Here is a 17,793-nt window from a genome sequence, read left to right as displayed (position 1 = left end):
TCACCGATTAGAACAGCTTCAGGATGGCCTGCTGGCTCTGGTTCGCCAGCGACAGGGTGGTGACACCCAGCGACTGGCGCGTCTGCAGGGTCAGCAACTCGGCGCCGGCTTGGTTCTGGTCGACCTGCACCAGGCTGTCCGCACCGTCCGACAGGACGTTGTTGAAGGCGTCGGTGAAGTCGGACCGGGTCTGGATGACGTTCAGGTTGGTGCTGAGCGTCTGGCCAGCGGACCGCAGCTGGGTGGTGGCGTAGGTCAGCTGGGCCACGGCGGCGTCGATGTCCGACCGGTCCAGGAAGTCGTTCTGGGCATAGTCGAGACGCAGGCCCTGGCCGTCGGTGGTGACGTTGGTGGACTTGACGCTCAACGAGTTGGTGTTGGTCTCGTTGAACTGCACCAGAAGATCGTTCTGGGTGTTGGCCGGCGTCTGCTGCGACGTCGTCATGTTGGCGGAGCGGTTGGCCGAAGCCGCCTGCATGATCTTCGTCGAGTCGACGTTGATGCGCACCGTGCCGGTGGTGAAGGACATGGCATTTTCGCCGTCCGTCAGCTTGCCGCTGCCCCGATCATTGGCGCCCGACCGGGTGATGGACACACCGTTCAGGTCGGTAGCCGTGACGGCCAGATCCACATCCTTCTCGATGGTGGAGGTGCCGTTGCCCGCGGTGCCCAGTCCTTCCAACGTGGAACGGTCGACGGTGAAGGACACGACCGAGCCCGAGGAGAAGGACACGGAGATGTCCTTGGTCAGGGCGTTGACGGTCGAACTGCCCAGCGTGAAGCTGTTGGACGTGCCATAGGGGCTGGCCGCGGTAATCTGGAAGGTGCCGGGCGTCGAGGAACTGACGGTGAAGCCTGAGATCGAGCTGCCCGGGACGGAGATGGAGTTGGTGATGAGGTTCTGCAGGTTGGTCGCGATGGCGGTCTGGCGCAACGTGGGCGACGGGTTGGCCACGTCACCGGCCGAGGCGGTGTAGCTGAACGTCCGGCCATTGATGGTGACGTTGAAGGTATCGCCCTCGTCAATGTTGCCGGTGATGTTCACCTGCGATATCTGCGGCGTGCCCGAGGTGCCGGCGCTCACCAGGCTGTTGGTGGCGCTCTGGGTGTTGTCGAAGAAGGTGATGGACCGGGACTCGCCGCCTTCGGTGACCACGGCCGTGCGGGTCTGTCCCACGGCGCCACGGATTTCGATCGACACGTCGGAGAAGTTGCCGGCCGTGCTGCTGAGCTTGCCGGACACCTTCAGGCCGAACAGGCCGCGGGCGTCTTCCGCAGAGGCGATGTCGCCGGCGTTGCCGGAGATGTCGCCCGTGCCGGATACGCGGATGGAATAGGTGTCCGAGGTGGTGACGTTGGTCACGCGGCTGTTGGACAGGCCGGTGATGGAGTTCACCGTGGACCGCGACGTGGAGGTGGCGTCGAAGGTCTGGCCGCTGCCGGCCAGCAGGTTCTTGCCGCCGTAGCCGCTGTCGGCGGCCAGCTTGTCGATCTGGTCCTTGATGTCATTGAACTGGGCGGCCAGCGACTTGCGGGTGGCGATCGAGCCGGGGTCGTTGCCCAGGTTGGAATAGGCCGAGGTCGTCAGGCCCTTGGCCTGGTCGATCAGCTTCTGGATGGAGGTGATGCCCTGGTTGCCCGCCTTGATGGTGCTGATGGCCTGGCCCATCGCGTCCTTCAGGGTGGACAGGTCGCTGGCACGCTGGTTCAGCCCCTGGGCCGCGAAGAAGGCCGTGGGGCCGTCCAGCGCGCTATTGACCTTGTTGCCCGTGGACAGTTGCGCCTGGAGCTTGTCGATCGAGCTGTTGGTGTTCTGCAGCAACAGCAGGTTGGAACGCATTGCCGAAGAGAGGGCGACTTGAGAGGACATCATTTATCTCCTTTTGAGCTGCCGGAGGGCGGCCGTTTGGGCCGGTCTGATCCTTCTGGCGAGAGCAAGCTGCTGGTCCCATGCCATCGAAGAGCACCACCCGCCCGCTGCCGGGGGGGCCTAAGTCCCCGTCTCCGGGCGGCAACCCGTTCCCTGCCGGGATGGCGGGACGGATTGGTCCGGGGTTGCCCGGGGGCGCTACGCTGGTATGGACGCCATCAACCTCCTCTGATGGACGGTTAAGTTCGTCCGCTTAACCGCAGAAACCGTGCCAACAGCCCACGGCGATGTTTACACGTCTGTAAATAAAGGGATTTTCAGGCGCTGGGCGGCTGGCCGCGACAGGAATGCGAACAATTGGGGCGGTCGGAATTTCCCGCCGCCCGGTCAAAATTGCCGGGTGACGCGGCCCAAGGCGGCCGGGATTTCCTGGTTGCCGGCCCGAAATTGGCCCCGCCTGCGCCCCGCCGGGCCCCGGAATGCCCCTGCCCTGGGGCCTGCGGGCTGACACCGGCCGCCGCCATGGCGCTTTTTGCCGGGCACCGCACCACTCTTTCGTGCGTTGGGGGGCCAGGATTTCAGCTGAAAAGCCGGGCACAAGGCGGGGCAGGGTTGCCGCGCGCCCGGCCGCTTTCCTGATTGACCATGGCCCCGCGAACCGCGTAAACCCTAGCTCGCGATGGTTTCGGGGCGTAGCGCAGTCTGGTAGCGCGACGGTTTTGGGAACCGTAGGCCCCCGGTTCGAATCCGGGCGCCCCGACCATCGCCCGGACCGGCGCCGGAATGGCGACGGCAGGCAACAGGTGTTTCGTTCAACCGGGGACGTTCCAGAGATGCAGGTTCGTATCTATCAGCCGGCCAAGACGGCCATGCAGTCCGGCCGGGCCAAGACCCATGCGTGGATTCTGGAATATGAACTGGCCACCCCCCGCCGGCCGGAGCCGCTGATGGGCTGGACCAGCTCGGGCGACACCCTGAACCAGGTGAAGCTGACGTTCGACAGTGCCGAAGAGGCCATCGCCTACGCGACCCGCAAGGGGTGGGCCTACGAGGTCATCACCCACAACGACCGCATCGTCCGGCCGAAGAACTACGCCGACAACTTCCGCACCGACCGCCCCCGCGTCGGCCGCTTCTGATCCCTTCCTGATATTGGGCGCCCCGGCCCTCGGGCCCGGGGCCGCCTCCGGGCCCCATAGCTCAGTTGGATAGAGCAACCGCCTTCTAAGCGGTAGGTCGCTGGTTCGAATCCAGCTGGGGTCGCCAACCCGCCGGACCCGCCTTGTGGGAGGCAGCATAGTTTGGCCTTTTTCGGCCATAGTCTGCCTCGAAATGCACCACAGTTTGGCGTCTGTCTTGTAAAAAAGCCTGCCATGGATCGTCCGTGGCAGGCTTTTTGTCTTTTAACACTATGATAACTTAGGGTTCCTCCGTCTTCAGACCGTGGCGCCCGAACTTAGCCAAGGCTCACGACGATCTTCCCTTTCGCGTCACCCGATTCCATGAGGCTGTGAGCCTCGCGAATATCGTCGAAGCCGAACACATGGGCCGGCGTTGCGTGATAGGCGCCTGAGGTCGCCTTATCGATGAGCGACTGGAACGGAACCTCCGATAGAGGAAATTCAGATCCGCCCAGGACGAGGGCACTTGCAAAGACGCTCAGTCGCCGCCCGCTCGGGATGTTGAATACCGGCTGTAAGCTGAGTGGTTCTCCACCGCCCAAGAAGCCGATGAGGCATACCTCGCCGTCCCGCTTCAGCATGGCCAGCGAGTCCAGCACGGTCGAGTTCCCCACGATATCGAGGACGGCATCGACGCCGTCCTTATGTTCCCGACGCAAGGTGGTTGATAGTTCCGGCCCCTCGATCATGGCAGCGTGAGCGCCGGCGGCCTCGATCAGGCCTGCGCGCGCGTATCGCCGTGTCGTGCCGATTGCCAGCACACCCAGGTCGGCGGCGATGTTAACCGCCGCCTGGCCGAGCGCCGAGGTTGCGCCGCGGATGACCAGTGTCTGCCCGCGCTTGAGCTTCAGGATGCTGATGATCGCCGACCACGCCGTCGCGTAGGACTCCGGCAACGCTGCGAGATCTTCCCAGGACAGGTCGGTTTCGACCGCGACGACGTTACTTACGGGAACAAGGGTAAGCTCGGCATAGCTGCCGTTTAGGCTTCGCCCCATCCCGCCGACGAGGCCGACGACGGTCTGACCTGGGCGGAATTGGCCCGACGGATCAGACCTGACGAGACCGGCGCACTCAATGCCGCTGATCTCCGCAACCTCGCCCCATGCCCCGCGCCGGAAGTAGATTTCCGCGTGGTTGAGGCCGAAGGCCTTGACCTCGATGAGGACGTGACCGGCCCGCGCCACCGGATCGGGCCGCTCCTCGATCGCCAAAACCTCCGGCCCACCATATTGCTTGATTACGATCGCCTGCATGTCCCGGTCCTCCCTGTTCGCGAGTGAGCACCAAGATAGAACCGGGCTGCGCCAATAGATTTTACAAAGTTTCGTCCATGATTGTAGATTGAACCATGCCACGCGCCATGACCTTAACCCAGCTTCGAGTGCTCGACGCCGTAGCGGCGGAGGGTTCTCTGCAGGCGGCGGCGGCGCGCCTCGGTCGTACCCATCCGACCCTACACACCGCGATCGCCAACATTGAACGGGAGATCGGATTCACCCTGTTCGACCGGAGCGGCTATAGGTTGACGCTCACCCCCGCAGGCGCCGCCTTCCTGGCCCGCGCTCAACGGGTGCTGGTCGAAGTGGACGGGCTGCTTGTCTATGCCGACCACGTGGCTGCGGGCGACGAGATCGAACTGACCGTCGTCATCGGCGACCTGACGCCGTTGCCCCCCATGCTGGAGCTGTTGAAGGACTTTTTTGCGGGACACCCGCAGACTCGCCTCAATCTGCGGTTCGAGACGCTATCGGCCCCTTGGGAGCTGCTCGAAAATGGCCGTGCCGATTTGATCCTGCATCACGTCGAACAGGGCGACACTCGCTTCGAAACCCTCCCGCTTCGCCGGGTCAAACTGATCCCCGTCGTGGCGCCGGGCTTCCTGACCTTTCCAGCCCAGGCGGCGACGGTCGAGCGCATGCGAGACTTCACCCAGTGCGTCATCCGCGACAGCGCGGTTATGCCCGCCGATCGGGAGTACTTCATGATCGACGGCGCCAGAACCTGCACGGTAACCGACCAAATCATGAAGCGTGAGGTCATCCTGCAGGGCCTGGGCTGGGGACATATGCCCGATTACCTGGTGGCCGAGGATATTAGGCAGGGCCGGCTTCAATCCATCGCGAACTCAGTGTTCCGAGGTGGCTCAGTCGACATCGTCGCAGCGCGCAAAGCTGGCAATACGCCCGGACCAATCGCCGCCGCCTTGTGGAGCGCGATGGCCCGGCCACCAAGTCAGCTCTTCGCTCAAGTGGACACCCCCGCATAGCCGGTGCCACGGGTCCCGTCGTTTCCGACGATGGCGATGACGCCCCCCATGGTGCATCCACAGGGCAGACGCGCGCCAGCCCATGCTTGCAAAGAGACCGGTGGTGGAGTTACTGAGAATGACTCGCACTTCTCAACTGGGCCGCACCATGGTCAGACCGCGTCACCTTCTCGCCGCCGCCCTCCTGCTGCTGGGCTTGGCCGCCGCCCTGCCCGCCCGGGCGGCGGAACCGGCCACGGCGCAGACCATCTGGCGGCTGCTGGACTATGTGGCGGTGGATTACGCCGGCGCCGTGACCGACGGCCGGGTGACCAGCGAGAGCGAATATGCCGAACAGGCGGAGTTCGCGGCCAGCGCGCGGGAGCGGATGGCCGAGCTGCCGCCCACCCCCACCCTGCCCCGGTTGCAGGCCCAGGCCGACGCGCTGAAGGCCGCCATCGCCGCCAAGGCGTCCCCGGTCGAGGTGGCGGGCCTGGCCCGCGCCCTGGGCCGGGATCTGCTGGCCGCCTACCCCGTGCCGCTGGCGCCCACCACCCCGCCGGATCTGGCGCGGGGCCGGGCCCTTTACGCCGAGAATTGCGCCGCCTGCCACGGCGCCACCGGCCATGGTGACGGCCCGGTGGGCGTCACGCTGGACCCCAGGCCCGTGGCGTTCAGCGACGCCGAGCGCGCACGGCAGCGCAGCGTCTTCGCCCTGGAACAGGTGATAGAGCAGGGGCTGGACGGCACGCCCATGGTCAGCTTCGCCCACCTGCCGGCCGACGACCGCTGGGCCCTGGCCTTCATCGCCGGCGGCTTCGCCTACACGCCCGGCGACATCCAGGCGGGCGAGGCGCTGTGGCGCGCGCGGCCGGACCTGCACGCCCTTTTTCCCAATCTTGAGGCCCTCACCCAGGCCTCGCAGGCCGCCCTGGAGGAAAAGGTGGGCACCAGCGACGCCCAGGCGCTGCTGGCCTACCTGCGCGCCCATCCCGACGCGGTCATGCCCAAGGCCAACGACAGCCTGACCATCGCGCGCGCCAAGCTGGGCTTGGCCGTGAAGGCCTATGAGGCCGGCGACGCCAAGGCGGCGGGCGACCTGGCCCTGGCCGCCTACCTCGACGGGTTCGAGCCGGTGGAGCCCATCCTGAAGGCGCGCGACGGCGGCCTGATGACCCGTGTGGAAAGCGCCATGGGCGCCTTCCGCGGCGTCATCAGCCAAGGCCGGCCGGCGGACGAGGTGCGCGCCCAGGCCCAGGCCATCACCGGACTGCTGACCGAGGCGGAGCATGCGCTCTCGCCAGCCGCCGCCAGCGACGCCTCCACCTTCGTCGGCGCCTTCACCATCCTGCTGCGCGAAGGGCTGGAGGCCTTGCTGATCGTGGTGGCGATGATCGCCTTCCTGCGCAAAGCCGGGCGCGCGGATGTGCTGCGCCATGTCCACCTGGGCTGGACCACCGCCCTGGCTGCCGGCCTGGCGACGTGGGCCGCGGCGACTTACCTGGTGTCCATCAGCGGCGCCAGCCGGGAACTGACGGAGGGCCTGGGCTCGGTGTTCGCCGCCCTGGTGCTGCTGTCGGTGGGCGTGTGGATGCACGGCAAGTCCCAGGCCGGCGCCTGGCAGCTGTACATCAAGGAGAAGCTGTCCCACGCCCTGTCGCGGCAGTCGGCCTGGTTCCTGTTCCTGCTGACCTTCGTGGTGGTCTATCGCGAGGTGTTCGAGACCATCCTGTTCTACATGGCGCTGTGGGCGGAGGGGGCGCACATGGCCGTGCTGGCCGGCGCCGGGGCGGCCGTGCTGCTGCTGGCCGCCATCGCCTGGGGGCTGCTGCGCTACAGCCGCCGCCTGCCCATCGGCGCCTTCTTCGCCTGGAGTTCCGGGCTGATGGCCGTGCTGGCCGTGGTGCTGGCCGGCAAGGGCGTGAAGGCCCTGCAGGAAGCCGGCTGGCTGGACGTCATCCCCCTGGCCCATGTGCCCAGCGTGGAGATCGTGGGGCTGTTCCCCACGGCGCAAACCGTGGCGGCGCAAGCGGTCATGGCCGCCGCGCTCGCCGCCGGCTTCGCGTATAATGCCCTGCGGGCCGGCCGGAAAGCCTAAGGCTTTCCCCCTCAAGCGCCGGGCGGCGGGTTACGGCTTCGCCCCCTGGCGGGCCAGCCAGCGTCCCATCTGGTCGTGCAGGATGTCCATGGGCATGGGGCCGTCGTCCAGCAGGGCGTCGTGGAAGGCGCGGATGTCGAAGCGGGCGCCCAGCGCCTGCTCCGCCCGCTGGCGTTCCGCCAGGAACTTCAGCTCGCCCACCTTGTAGGCCAGGGCCTGGGCCGGCCAGGCGATGTAGCGCTGCGTCTCGCCCAGCACCACGCGTTCCGGCAGGGCGGTGTTGTCGCGCAGGCAACTGGCGGCCTGATCGGCGCTCCACCCCTTCCAATGGATGCCCACGTCCATCATCAGGCGGCAGGCGCGCCACATGTCGAAGGACAGCCGGCCGAAACGTTCGTAGTCCGTGCGGTAGACGCCCATGTCCTCGCCCAACTGCTCGGCATACAGCGCCCAGCCCTCGATGAAGGCGGTGGGTTCGTCCTTGCGGCGGAAGGCCGGCAGATCCGTGCGCTCCTGCCCCAGGGCGATCTGCAGGTGGTGGCCGGGCACGCCCTCATGCAGGATCCAGGACGGCAGGCCGAACAGCGGGTCGCCGAAGGATTGGGCACCCACCACCACGCGGCCGGGCACGCCCTTCACCGGGTCGCCCAGGTCATAGCCGCTGGACGAGCCCTCCTGCTCCGGCGGCTTCTGCCGGATGGTCCAGGTCAGGCGCGGCAGCTTGCCGAACCACAGGGGGAGCAGGCCGTCGATGCGCTTGCCGATCTCGCTGGCCTTTTCCACGTACGTTGCCAAATCCGGGGCGTAGAACTGTTTGTCCGTACGCAGCTTGGCGATGAACTCGGGCAATGTGCCGGTGAAGCCGGTGGCCCGCATCGCGGCCTCCATCTCCCCCCGGATGCGCGCCACCTCCCGCTCCCCCAGCGCGAATACGGCGTCGGGCGTCAAGTCGGTGGTGGTGGAGCGTCGCACGGCGTAGGCGTAGTACTCGCGCCCATCCGGCAGGCTGCTGGCCCCCAGCGTGTCGCGCGCATGGGGCACGTAGTCCTGCTCGAAGAAGACCACCAGCTTCGCCTGCGCCGGCTTCACCGCCTGGGTCACCGCCGCCAGGGCATCGGCACGCAGGGCCGCCTGACGGTCTGCCGGGATGGTGGCGGGCAGGACCTTCAGCGGCCCCAGCAGGGGGCTGGCCTCCGCCGGCTGGTCAGCCGCGATCTTCAGGATGTTGAGGACGGAGGTGGCGGTGGGGCGCGGCTGGACGAAGCCGGTTTCCAGCCCGCGCCGCATGTTGGCGATCTGCTGGTCATAATAGGCGGGCAAGGCCCTGAGGCGCGCGATCCAGGCCTGGGCATCTGCCTCCGTCCGGATGACGGTGGTGGCGGCGGCGTAGTTGGCGGTGTTGAAGAAACCGTCGCCATTGTCGAAGGGAATGCGATCCTCATCGAACCTGGCACCGTCCATCAGCACGCCCAGACGCCAGTCCAGCAGGCGCCGGGTCAGCGCCTCCTCGCCATCGGGGGCCGAGGGCGGCAGCCCGTCCAGGCGGGCCTTCAACGCGGCATAGCCCTGGGCGCGGCGGTCGGCGGCGGCCTTGCTGACGTCCGGCCAGCCGGGCCTGTCGGTGCCGTCCGTCTGACGGGCCAGCGCCTCATAGTCGGCGATAACGGCGTCCACGCCGCCGGCGGGCTTGGCGATCGGAATGGCGGGCTTGGCCCAGGCGGAAAAGGGGACGGGGGATACCGCCGCCAGAGTGAATGCCAGCGCCACCGCGGTACGGTTCATCATCGCCCCCTGCTGCCCGTTATTTCCACACAAGGTCGATGATGGGATATTATATGTCAAATATTTTATACTATTTTACGGCGACGTGCCGCCGCGCCCGGGACCGGAGCACCGATCCGCATAAGCGGCATGGCCCCAACCCTTCCACGCCACCACCCCAGAGTCGCCACAATGCCCGTGCAGGTAAAGGGGCGACGCGGGGACGGGCGCGTGACGGGGAAATCGCCCTGCCTGTCCGCCTTCCCCCGTCGCCCAGTCCCCGATGAGGAAGAGATGCGCCTGACACTCCGTGCCCTGGCCCTGGGCGTCGCGCTGGCCGGTTCCGGCCTGGCGTCGTCCCAGGCCGCCCCACCCCCGGCCAACCAGGCGGCCGGCGCCACCAGCACCCGCATCCCCGACAGCGCGGCGGAAGGCGAGGCCAACCGCCAGACGGTTCTGTCTTTCTACGACGCCTTCTTCAACAGGCATGACCTGTCCGCCGCCGACCGCTACGTCGCCCAGGACTACCGGGAGCATACTCCCGGCCTGGCCGATGGCCGCCGCGCCCTGCAGGACGCCTACGCCACGGTCTTCCAGCATCATCCCGACGCCAAGGTGGAGGTGGTTCGCAGCATCGCCCAGGGGAACCTGGTCGTGCTGCATGTGCACGCCATCCCCGGCCCGGATGCCCAGGGCACGGCGGTGGTCGACATCTTCCGTGTGCTGGACGATAAGGTGGTGGAGCACTGGTCCGTCAGCCAGCCGGTGCCGGCCAGCGACCCCGACGGCAAGGGCGTGTTCTGAAGCCTCGCCCTTGACGCCGGCGGCGGCGCGGGGCTTAGTCAGCAGGCCCGCACCACCCAGCCCCTTCGGCCCGCCTGCCATGTCCCTCCCCAGCCTGCCTGAGGCGACCCGCGTCTGGGCGCGCATTGGCCTGCTGAGCTTCGGCGGCCCCGCCGGGCAGATCGCCCTGATGCACCGTGAGCTGGTGGAAGACCGCCGCTGGATCGGGGAGGCGCGGTTCCTGCACGCCCTCAGCTACTGCATGCTGTTGCCGGGACCGGAGGCGCAGCAGCTGGCGACCTACATCGGCTGGCTGCTGCACGGGCGCCGGGGCGGGCTGATCGCCGGCGGCCTGTTCATTCTGCCCGGTGTGCTGGTCATGCTGGGCCTGAGCACCCTCTACACCCTGTACCATCAAGCGCCGCTGACGGGCGCCCTGTTCCATGGGCTGAAGGCCGCCGTGCTGGCGCTGGTGATGGATGCCGTGCTGCGGCTGGGCCGGCGGGCGTTGCGCGGCTGGCCATCGCTGGCCGTGGCGGGGCTGGCCTTCCTGGCGCTGGCGGTGGCGCACCTGCCCTTCCCCCTGGTTGTCCTGGCCGCCGCCATCATCGGCATGGCGGCGCGCCGGTTCTTCGCACCCACCGCCACCACGGCTGGCGGGGACGCCTTGCTGGACCGGCAGTTGGAGGCTGCCGTGCCGCCGCACGCGCAGCCCAGCCGGGGCAGGGCGCTGGCCACCCTGGCCCTATGGCTGCCCCTGTGGCTGGGGCCGCTGGCCGTCCTGCGCCTGGTCACCGGCGCCGACAGCGTGTGGACCCACCTGGCGCTGTTCTTCAGCGGCATGGCCCTGGTCACCTTCGGCGGCGCTTACGCCGTGCTGGCCTATGTGGCGCAGGCGGCGGTGACGGGATACGGCTGGCTGACCCCAGGGGAGATGATCGACGGTCTGGGCCTGGCGGAGACCACGCCCGGCCCCCTGGTCCTGGTGCTGCAGCATGTCGGCTTCCTGGCGGCCGCCCACGCCCCCGGAACCCTGCCGCCGCCGCTGGCCGGGTTCCTGGGCGCCCTGCTGACCAGCTGGGTCACCTTCGCGCCCTGCTTCCTGTGGATCTTCCTGGGCGGCCCCTATGTCGAACGGGTGCGGACCAACACCACGATCACCGCCGCCCTGGCCGCCATCACGGCGGCCGTGGTGGGCGTCATCCTGAACCTGGCGGTGTGGTTCGGCTGGCATGTGCTGTTCAGCGGCAGCCGGCCGCTGAACCTGGGCCCATTCAGCCTTTCCCTGCCCACCGGGCCGGACATCCCCGCCGCCTTGCTGGCGCTGGTGGCCTTCATCGCCTTGCGCCATACCCGCCTGGGCCTGCTGCCCACCCTGGCCGCCTGCGCCATGGTGGGCGTGCTGCTGAACGTTTTAGGCATATAGCCCAACATTCGCGTCAAGATCGGGAGTGGCCGTCTCATGATGGCGGCGACGACGCCCATATCGCCTGCGGGCCGATCCCGTCGACGACTTGGCCGAGTGGCTGGACCCCATAGCCGGAAATCCGCTTCATGAGCCCTGACAGCCCGCCACCCAAGCCGCTTGACCTGACCCGTCCAGGCCTGACCAATCCGGGCCTGACTGGCGTGCCGGAGACCATGCTGTGGACCCTGCACAACCGGGCGGCGGAGGCCATGCGGCCCAACGCCCGTTTCCACGACCCGGAGGCGGTCCGCATCTACCAGGCCCTGGCCTACGACTATGAACGCCACTTCGGCCGCGCCGACGGGTCGCACGCCATGCGCGCCGCCGCCATCGATGTCCTCCTGCGCCGCTGGCTGGAACGCCATCCGGACGGCACCATCGTATCCTTGGGCGAAGGGCTGGAGACGCAGCGCCACCGCGTGGATAACGGCCGCCTGAGCTGGCTGACGGTGGATTTGCCGGAGGGCATCGCCCTGCGCGACCATTTCCTGCCACCCGGCCCCCGCGTGCGCCACCTGGCAGCCGACGCGCGCGACCCCGCCTGGATGGACGCGGTGACGGGCAACGGCCCCGTGCATATCGTCGCCCAGGGCTTGTTCATGTATCTGCCCGAGGCCGACGTGCGCCAACTGGTGGCCACCCTGGCCCGGCGCTTCCCCGGCGGGCAGCTGGTGTTCGACACGGTGCCCGCCTGGCTGTCGCGCCTGACCCTGCGCGGCCTGCACCGCACGCCGCACTACCGCATCCCGCCCATGCCCTGGGGCATCGACGCCGACGCCGTGGCCCCCACCCTGCGCAGCTGGTCGCCCCGGGTGGCAGTGGTGGAGACGCTGGACTATCGCATGCCGCGGGGCCTGCCCCGCCTGATGGACACGCTGTTCCGCCTCACGCCCGCCCTGCGCCACAAGCTGCCCGGCCTGGTGCGGGTGGAGTTTGAGGGTTAGCTGGCAGTCGCCGGGGCGGCGTCCGCCTCCGGCTTGCGCCAGGTCCTGGGCCCTAGCACCAGCAGGTTGCCCGCCACCGCCAGCGCCAGGCCGATGAAGGCCGCCGCCGACCAGTGATAGCCCTCGAAAACGGTGGAGATGATCAGCGCCAGGATGGGGATCATCACGGCGACGTAGCCGGCGCGATCCGCCCCGATGCGGCTGATCAGGGAGAAGTAGGCCAGGAAAGCGATGACCGAGCCGAACAGGGCCAGATAGGCCAAGGACGCTGCGTAGCTGAGGCTGGCCGGAAAGCTGAAGACGGCACCCCGGGCTAGGGCCACCCCCACCATGAGGACGGCGCCGAAGGCCATGCTCCATGCCGTGGCCGGCAGCAGGGGGACGCCCAGCTTGGCGCCGCGCTGCACGCAGATGCTGCCCAGCGAGGCACTGACGTTACTGAGCATGACCAGGGCCAGGCCCACCGCCGCCTTGCCCGTCAGACCGTCCACCCGCAGTTCCGGCAGGAACAGCAGCACCACCCCGCTCATGCCGACCAGCCCGCCGAGCAGCACCAGGGGGCGGATGGGCTGGCGCAGGAAGATGCGGGCATTCAGCACGTTCATGAGGCTGAGGGCCGAGCCCGCCACCGCCACCAGGCCGGACGGCAGCCGCTCGGTCGCCAGGTAGACCAGAAGGTAGTTGGTGGAGAAGGTAAAGGCGCCGACCAGCGCCACCTGCCGCCAGGCGTGCCGGGGCGGGATCACCTTCTGCCCCCGCGCCACCAGCCAGCCCATGAGCAGCACGGCCGCCAGGCCGAAGCGATAGGCCACCGATACCGCCGGATCCACGGCCCCCAGCTGGAACTCGATCACATACCAGGTCGACCCCCAGATGAGGACGGCGGTCAGGTACAGGCCCAGGATGGGGGACATGGCGGCAACCCGTGAACGGCAATGCGGCCGGCCACGGCCGGCGCGGGCGGCAACGTTAGAGCGAGGGGCACGTCCGGCCAATCCGTTTCTTGTGCCGGTGACATTTTTCGACAGGTGCCCGAGACTGCCGGCCCGTTCAGCACAAGGCGCTTCGCATGTTCATCTTCACCGGCCTATTCGCCGACCCCGCCGAAGGCTTGCCCGAGCAGTTTTCCCGCCTTTGGCCCGGGCTCGACATTATCCGTATCGATCGGCCAATCGTGGCGATCGCGGCGCGGTTCGATCCACATCTGGATGATGAAGCCATGGATCGGGCGGTCCCCCTGGTCGAGGCCTTGTCGGCGCGCCATCCCGCCGGCCGTTTTCTGCTGCTGCACACCGAGTGTTTCGGCGGCGACTGTGGATACAGGGGCCAGATCCTCCAGGACGGCCGGACAGTCTTGAAGGCGGATGGGGACGGGGCGGCGCTGCGGCGCCTCATTGGATATTGGGGTATCGACCTGGGGCCGCAGGCGCGGTTCGAGCCTCTACGGCGGGATTTTCCGTGGCGCCGAGAAACGCCCCCAGGGTGACCCTGGTGCTGGACAAGGCCACTGCCACCCGCGCGTTAGTGGAGGGCAGCGGCGCCTTCGCCCTGTAGGTGCCGACGCGGGCGGCGACGTTAGAGCGAGGGGCCCGCCCGGCCAATCCGTTTCTTGTGCCGGTGACATTTTTAAAAGCGGGAGATGCCGGCACCGCCAAACGGCGCGGCCGGCACCCCGATCCCGTACTGTACGATACGAATGGATCAGCTGCCGCAGCTGGGCGTCACCGCACCCATCGCCGAGACCTGGCGGTTGGTGGTGACCCTCACCTGCCCACCCGCGGCGATGGACATGTAGCCCGGAACGGCGCCCGCCCAATGATAAGCGCCGTCTTTGAGCGGCAGGTTGGTCCCCAGCCGCACCGACGCGCCACCGCCTGGCGGCAGGTAGTCGATGGTCACGGCGGTGGCTGGCAGCTTGGGCGTTGAGGTTACGGTGCCGTCGACGGACAGCAGGCAGGATGCCGCCGCCGTCGGCGTGTTGACGACGATGTCACTGTCGGCCGCCCAGCATGCGGCCGGAACAAGGAACGAGGCTGCGGCGCAAACCGCGGCGAATACCGATTTCCGCATAATTATTTTCCTTCCATATCCTGCCGGGAATAGGGCTTCGTGAACCCCACCCTGTGTCGGCATGTTATCCATACCCATCCGGCGGCAGGGGGCCCCGTCGCCGGCCACACAACCGTACGGTAAGGGCCGCTTATTTCCTTCTTCCCTTATTCTTCCGCCCGCCTTTGCGCAGATTCCCGTTAAGCGCGCAGCGGCGCGCCCATCAACGATGACGTCGGCCATCGGATGGGTTACCTCTGCCGTGCGCAGCCCACCGCCAGAGAGGCAGACCCTTGGAAATCGCCCCTATCCAGCCCGTCGACCTCGCCAAGGCCTATCGCCTGCTGAACCACGGCCCCACCGTCCTGGTGTCGGCCCACCATGGCGGGAAGGACAACGTCATGGCCGCCGCCTGGGCCTGCCCGCTGGATTTCGACCCGCCCAAGGTCACCTTGGTGCTGGACAAGGCCACCGCCACCCGCGCGTTAGTGGAGGGCAGCGGCGCCTTCGCCCTGCAGGTGCCGACGCGGGCGCAAGCGAACCTGACCCGCGGCGTCGGCGGCGAAAGCCTGGCAGACGCCCCCGACAAGCTGGCCCGCCACGGTGTGGAGCTGTTCCGCATGGCGGGACACGTCCCGCCCCTGGTCGCCGGCTGCGCCGCCTGGCTGTCCTGCCGCGTCATTCCCGAGCCGCATAATCAGGGAACCTACGACCTGTTCATCGGCCAGGTGGTGGCCGCCTGGGCCGACGCCCGCGTCTTCAAGGACGGGCACTGGATGTACGAGGTGGCCGATCCCGCCTGGCGCAGCCTGCACCACGTGGCCGGCGGCCATTTCTACGCCATCGGCGAGCCCGTCAGGGGCTGAGGCCTGCGCCCGGGCGATGGCTTAACCCTCAGCCTGTGCAAAAAATTCAGAAGCGCTGCCCCAGTCGTTAGCAACCTGTTCATCTTCCCGGGCGTAAAAATAACGTCATGAGCCGCAACGCGCTGCTTCCCGCCTTAATCCTTCCACAATAAAGGACGATGGTTTGGGAAGTTTAGGAGTAAGGACCATGACCGCCGTGTTCAATAAAGATCGCCTGGTCACTTTGAGCCTGTGGGTGCTGCTGTTGAGCATCGCCTGGTCCCTGCCGGTGATCAGCTACATGCGTTCGGAACACGAACGCGCCCTGGTCAAGGCCGGCCACTACTATAAACCCGCCTTCCCGGCCGAGTTCTACGTGAATCAGCAGCCCTCCAGCGCCGTCACCCCGCGCTAAGTATTCCGACGCGCCGCGACAGTCCTTCATTTGCCTACCGGTTGACGCATACTACCAGTCAACGCGCGCTCCGGCGGAGATGATCCGCCCCGGGGCGATCGCCACCAGCCCATCGATGCGGCGTCCTGATTCCACCGTGCGGTCGAACAGGTTCTCCGCCGTGGCAAAAACCGCCAGATAATCCGATATCCGCCAGGTGCCCGACAGGTCCACCGTGACCGTGGGCGCCAGCGAGCGGCTGTTCAGTCCATCCTCATATTGCTGGCCGCTGGCCTTCACCCGCAGCGCCGTGGTGAAGGCGGACGACGGCGTCCAGGTCAGGTCCGCCGTGCCGGTGTGCAGCGGGCTTTGCGCCAGGCGCTTGCCCACCAGCGCCGCGAAGCCATCGGCGCGCAGCACCGTCGACCGGCTCCACAGATAGCCCAAGGTGGCATCCAGCGTGGGGTCCAGGGCCCAGGTCGCCCGCATCTCCGCCCCCTCCGCGCGCACCCGGTCCAGGTTGCGGCGCTGGGCGAAGGTGCCGCCGGCCGGCACCACCACGCCGAAGCCCGGCACCGTCCCCGGCTTGGTGGTGATCAGCACATTGTCCACGGCGTCGGTCACGCCGTCGTGATATGCGGTCAGGCTGACCGTGGGACCATGCGCCGGCGCCCAGGTAACCCCGGCCTCCGCGCCCACCATGCGTTCCGGCTTCAGCTGGGCGTTGGCCTCGATGATGTCGTTGCCCACGCGATAGGGGCGGTAGAGTTCATTGATGGTGGGCAGGCGGAAGCCGGTGTAGGCGGCCGCGCGCAGGGTCCAATCCGACAGGGGTCGCCAGTCGGCGCCCAGCCGCGCCGTGGGCAGGACGCCACCCCGGTCATCGTAGTGGTCGTTCCGGGTCACGGCGCCGGTCTGGATAGAGCGCTCCACCCGGTGGCCGTCGCCCGTGCTCCAACCATCCAGGCGCACGCCGCCGTGCAGGTCGACAACCGGCGTCAACGGCCACGTCTGCTCGGCATAGACGCCGCCCACCACCTGATCGCCGCCGGCGTCGCGATCGCGCTGGAACACCCCGGCCACGGGCTGGAAGCGCTCATGCGTCGCCCCCTCGGCCCAGCGCAGGTCGGCACCCAGCACGGTGCGGCGGCCACCCCCCTCCTCCACAATGGTGGACAGCGATCCCCCGGCGGCCGTGGCCGGTACGCGGTACTGGTCCAGGGCCGGCGTTTCAGCCGTGCGGGTGGCGTTGACGGAGGAGAACCTGTTCCTGAAGACATAGCGGCGCAGGTAAAGCGTGCCGTGCCAGGGCAGGCCCAGGGGGCCATCCTCATCCGCCAGGCGCAGACTGCCCTCCAGCGCGTCGGTGCCGTTCTCCTGCAGGGGCGTGCCGTTGCCGCGGTGCTCATGGAAGGCGGAGAGGGTGCCGGCCAGCGCCAACGGCCCGGCATCGCCTTGCGCCTTGACATCCACCCAAGCGTCATCCCAGCCGGCCTGGGTGTCGATGGGGCCGCGCTGGTCGGACCGCACGAGATAGCTGCCGTCGCTGCGGCTGGCGTGCGCCAGGACCGAGACGCCACCGGCGGCGGCGCCGGCCGTGCCCTCCGCCAGGCCATTGCTGCCGGCACGGACCTCGCCCCCTTGCAGCGGCTTGGTGGTGATGCGGATGACGCCGTCCAGGGCCTGGTTGCCCCAGGGGCCGGCGCCGCTGCCCTCCGTCACCGCCACACTGGCGACGGCGGCGGTGGGCAGGCGGCTCCAGTACACCCAGCCGCCGAAGGGGTCGTTGACCGGGATGTCGTCCACCAGCACCAGGGTGCGCCCGGCACCGTTGGGTCCCAGGGCGCGCAGCGAAATGCCCTGCGATGTGGGGTGGGCGCTGGTACTGCCCGTCCGGCGAAACAGGGAGAAGCCGGGCACGCTGCGCAGCGCCTCATCCAGCCGCCGCTCGGGTGCCGCGTCCAGCCAGGTGCTGTCCAGTTGCAGGGTGCCGTAGATGCGCTCGGTGGCGGCGTCGGGCGGCACCCGGCCGGTGACGATGATGGTGGGCAGCTGGTCCGCATCCCCCGCCCCCCACGCGGCCGCCGGCAACAATGCCGCCGCCAGCGCGATCCCCGCCCGCCTCATGACGATTTACTCCCCGCATTGCCCC

The 17,793-nt window shown here is 68.2% G+C and carries 15 protein-coding genes and 2 tRNA genes; 11 read left to right on the top strand and 6 right to left on the bottom strand.

Annotated features, from left to right (window positions below; genetic code table 11):
• Positions 1-7 precede the first annotated feature (7 nt).
• A complete protein-coding gene (locus tag P5F91_RS23685; RefSeq protein WP_145609026.1) occupies positions 8-1,870 on the bottom strand; it encodes a flagellin N-terminal helical domain-containing protein in 1,863 nt (620 codons plus the stop codon).
• Positions 1,871-2,556: 686 nt separating this feature from the next.
• Here P5F91_RS23685 and P5F91_RS23680 point away from each other — a divergent pair.
• The 3 genes from P5F91_RS23680 to P5F91_RS23670 all read left to right on the top strand — a co-directional run bounded on the left by P5F91_RS23680 (position 2,557) and on the right by P5F91_RS23670 (position 3,136).
• Positions 2,557-2,633: transfer RNA gene (locus P5F91_RS23680), tRNA-Pro, on the top strand.
• Between the two features lie 70 nt (positions 2,634-2,703).
• On the top strand, positions 2,704-3,009 hold the full coding sequence (locus P5F91_RS23675) for an ETC complex I subunit (RefSeq protein ID WP_145608246.1): 306 nt from the start codon (positions 2,704-2,706) through the stop codon (positions 3,007-3,009).
• Between the two features lie 50 nt (positions 3,010-3,059).
• Positions 3,060-3,136: transfer RNA gene (locus tag P5F91_RS23670), tRNA-Arg, on the top strand.
• A gap of 190 nt (positions 3,137-3,326) precedes the next feature.
• Here P5F91_RS23670 and P5F91_RS23665 read toward each other — a convergent pair.
• Entirely contained in the window at positions 3,327-4,307 is a 981-nt protein-coding gene (locus P5F91_RS23665) for a zinc-binding dehydrogenase (RefSeq protein WP_277908440.1), read from the bottom strand.
• Between the two features lie 95 nt (positions 4,308-4,402).
• Between P5F91_RS23665 and P5F91_RS23660 the strand changes: the two genes are divergently transcribed.
• Positions 4,403-5,320, top strand: a complete 918-nt coding sequence (locus P5F91_RS23660; protein ID WP_277908439.1) for a LysR family transcriptional regulator — start codon at positions 4,403-4,405, stop codon at positions 5,318-5,320.
• A gap of 118 nt (positions 5,321-5,438) precedes the next feature.
• Complete coding sequence (locus P5F91_RS23655) at positions 5,439-7,397, top strand: FTR1 family protein (protein ID WP_277908438.1); 1,959 nt, start codon at positions 5,439-5,441, stop codon at positions 7,395-7,397.
• A 30-nt stretch (positions 7,398-7,427) separates the two neighbouring features.
• Here the strand turns inward: P5F91_RS23655 and P5F91_RS23650 are convergent, their stop codons facing one another.
• On the bottom strand, positions 7,428-9,182 hold the full coding sequence (locus tag P5F91_RS23650) for a DUF885 domain-containing protein (RefSeq protein WP_277908437.1): 1,755 nt from the start codon (positions 9,180-9,182) through the stop codon (positions 7,428-7,430).
• 270 nt (positions 9,183-9,452) lie between these two features.
• Here P5F91_RS23650 and P5F91_RS23645 point away from each other — a divergent pair, with 270 nt between their 5' ends.
• From P5F91_RS23645 to P5F91_RS23635, 3 genes are all read left to right on the top strand, one after another.
• Positions 9,453-9,962, top strand: a complete 510-nt coding sequence (locus P5F91_RS23645) for a nuclear transport factor 2 family protein (RefSeq protein WP_145608254.1) — start codon at positions 9,453-9,455, stop codon at positions 9,960-9,962.
• 79 nt (positions 9,963-10,041) lie between these two features.
• The gene (gene chrA / locus P5F91_RS23640; protein WP_145608256.1) at positions 10,042-11,367 is read left to right on the top strand and encodes a chromate efflux transporter; all 1,326 of its coding nucleotides are present in this window, start codon (positions 10,042-10,044) and stop codon (positions 11,365-11,367) included.
• Between the two features lie 128 nt (positions 11,368-11,495).
• On the top strand, positions 11,496-12,353 hold the full coding sequence (locus P5F91_RS23635; protein ID WP_145608258.1) for a class I SAM-dependent methyltransferase: 858 nt from the start codon (positions 11,496-11,498) through the stop codon (positions 12,351-12,353).
• Here the strand turns inward: P5F91_RS23635 and P5F91_RS23630 are convergent.
• On the bottom strand, positions 12,350-13,267 hold the full coding sequence (locus tag P5F91_RS23630) for a DMT family transporter (protein WP_246134163.1): 918 nt from the start codon (positions 13,265-13,267) through the stop codon (positions 12,350-12,352). The genes P5F91_RS23635 and P5F91_RS23630 overlap by 4 nt on opposite strands.
• A gap of 155 nt (positions 13,268-13,422) precedes the next feature.
• Here P5F91_RS23630 and P5F91_RS23625 point away from each other — a divergent pair, with 155 nt between their 5' ends.
• Positions 13,423-13,839 (top strand): hypothetical protein, encoded by a 417-nt coding sequence (locus P5F91_RS23625; RefSeq protein ID WP_145608262.1) that lies wholly within the window; start codon positions 13,423-13,425, stop codon positions 13,837-13,839.
• Positions 13,840-14,054: 215 nt separating this feature from the next.
• Here the strand turns inward: P5F91_RS23625 and P5F91_RS23620 are convergent, their stop codons facing one another.
• Positions 14,055-14,645, bottom strand: coding sequence for a hypothetical protein (locus P5F91_RS23620; RefSeq protein ID WP_277908436.1), 591 nt, complete (start codon positions 14,643-14,645; stop codon positions 14,055-14,057).
• A 50-nt stretch (positions 14,646-14,695) separates the two neighbouring features.
• On the opposite strand from P5F91_RS23620, the gene P5F91_RS23615 reads away from it, so the two are divergent.
• Both P5F91_RS23615 and P5F91_RS23610 read left to right on the top strand, forming a co-directional pair.
• Complete coding sequence (locus P5F91_RS23615) at positions 14,696-15,268, top strand: flavin reductase family protein (RefSeq protein ID WP_277908435.1); 573 nt, start codon at positions 14,696-14,698, stop codon at positions 15,266-15,268.
• A 187-nt stretch (positions 15,269-15,455) separates the two neighbouring features.
• Entirely contained in the window at positions 15,456-15,662 is a 207-nt protein-coding gene (locus tag P5F91_RS23610) for a hypothetical protein (RefSeq protein WP_088873568.1), read from the top strand.
• A 51-nt stretch (positions 15,663-15,713) separates the two neighbouring features.
• Here P5F91_RS23610 and P5F91_RS23605 read toward each other — a convergent pair whose 3' ends face one another.
• A complete protein-coding gene (locus P5F91_RS23605; protein WP_277908434.1) occupies positions 15,714-17,768 on the bottom strand; it encodes a TonB-dependent receptor plug domain-containing protein in 2,055 nt (684 codons plus the stop codon).
• Between the last annotated feature and the right edge of the window lie 25 nt (positions 17,769-17,793).

Origin of the sequence: Nitrospirillum amazonense, assembly GCF_029594735.1 — a bacterium.
In the GTDB taxonomy this organism is placed as follows: Bacteria; Pseudomonadota; Alphaproteobacteria; order Azospirillales; family Azospirillaceae; genus Nitrospirillum; species Nitrospirillum amazonense.
The sequence above is the reverse complement of the archived record's forward strand: the minus strand, read 5'-3'. Positions and strand labels throughout refer to the sequence as shown.

What these genes read in the sequence shown, in the direction of transcription:
- P5F91_RS23630 (WP_246134163.1), bottom strand. Translation starts at nt 13,267, where the DNA reads ATGTCCCCCATCCTGGGCCTGTACCTGACCGCCGTCCTCATCTGGGGG.
- P5F91_RS23635 (WP_145608258.1), top strand. Translation starts at nt 11,496, where the DNA reads ATGAGCCCTGACAGCCCGCCACCCAAGCCGCTTGACCTGACCCGTCCA.
- P5F91_RS23665 (WP_277908440.1), bottom strand. Translation starts at nt 4,307, where the DNA reads ATGCAGGCGATCGTAATCAAGCAATATGGTGGGCCGGAGGTTTTGGCG.
- P5F91_RS23605 (WP_277908434.1), bottom strand. Translation starts at nt 17,768, where the DNA reads ATGAGGCGGGCGGGGATCGCGCTGGCGGCGGCATTGTTGCCGGCGGCC.
- P5F91_RS23645 (WP_145608254.1), top strand. Translation starts at nt 9,453, where the DNA reads ATGCGCCTGACACTCCGTGCCCTGGCCCTGGGCGTCGCGCTGGCCGGT.
- P5F91_RS23625 (WP_145608262.1), top strand. Translation starts at nt 13,423, where the DNA reads ATGTTCATCTTCACCGGCCTATTCGCCGACCCCGCCGAAGGCTTGCCC.
- P5F91_RS23685 (WP_145609026.1), bottom strand. Translation starts at nt 1,870, where the DNA reads ATGTCCTCTCAAGTCGCCCTCTCTTCGGCAATGCGTTCCAACCTGCTG.
- chrA (WP_145608256.1), top strand. Translation starts at nt 10,042, where the DNA reads ATGTCCCTCCCCAGCCTGCCTGAGGCGACCCGCGTCTGGGCGCGCATT.
- P5F91_RS23610 (WP_088873568.1), top strand. Translation starts at nt 15,456, where the DNA reads ATGACCGCCGTGTTCAATAAAGATCGCCTGGTCACTTTGAGCCTGTGG.
- P5F91_RS23620 (WP_277908436.1), bottom strand. Translation starts at nt 14,645, where the DNA reads ATGGCCGACGTCATCGTTGATGGGCGCGCCGCTGCGCGCTTAACGGGA.
- P5F91_RS23660 (WP_277908439.1), top strand. Translation starts at nt 4,403, where the DNA reads ATGCCACGCGCCATGACCTTAACCCAGCTTCGAGTGCTCGACGCCGTA.
- P5F91_RS23675 (WP_145608246.1), top strand. Translation starts at nt 2,704, where the DNA reads ATGCAGGTTCGTATCTATCAGCCGGCCAAGACGGCCATGCAGTCCGGC.
- P5F91_RS23655 (WP_277908438.1), top strand. Translation starts at nt 5,439, where the DNA reads ATGACTCGCACTTCTCAACTGGGCCGCACCATGGTCAGACCGCGTCAC.
- P5F91_RS23650 (WP_277908437.1), bottom strand. Translation starts at nt 9,182, where the DNA reads ATGATGAACCGTACCGCGGTGGCGCTGGCATTCACTCTGGCGGCGGTA.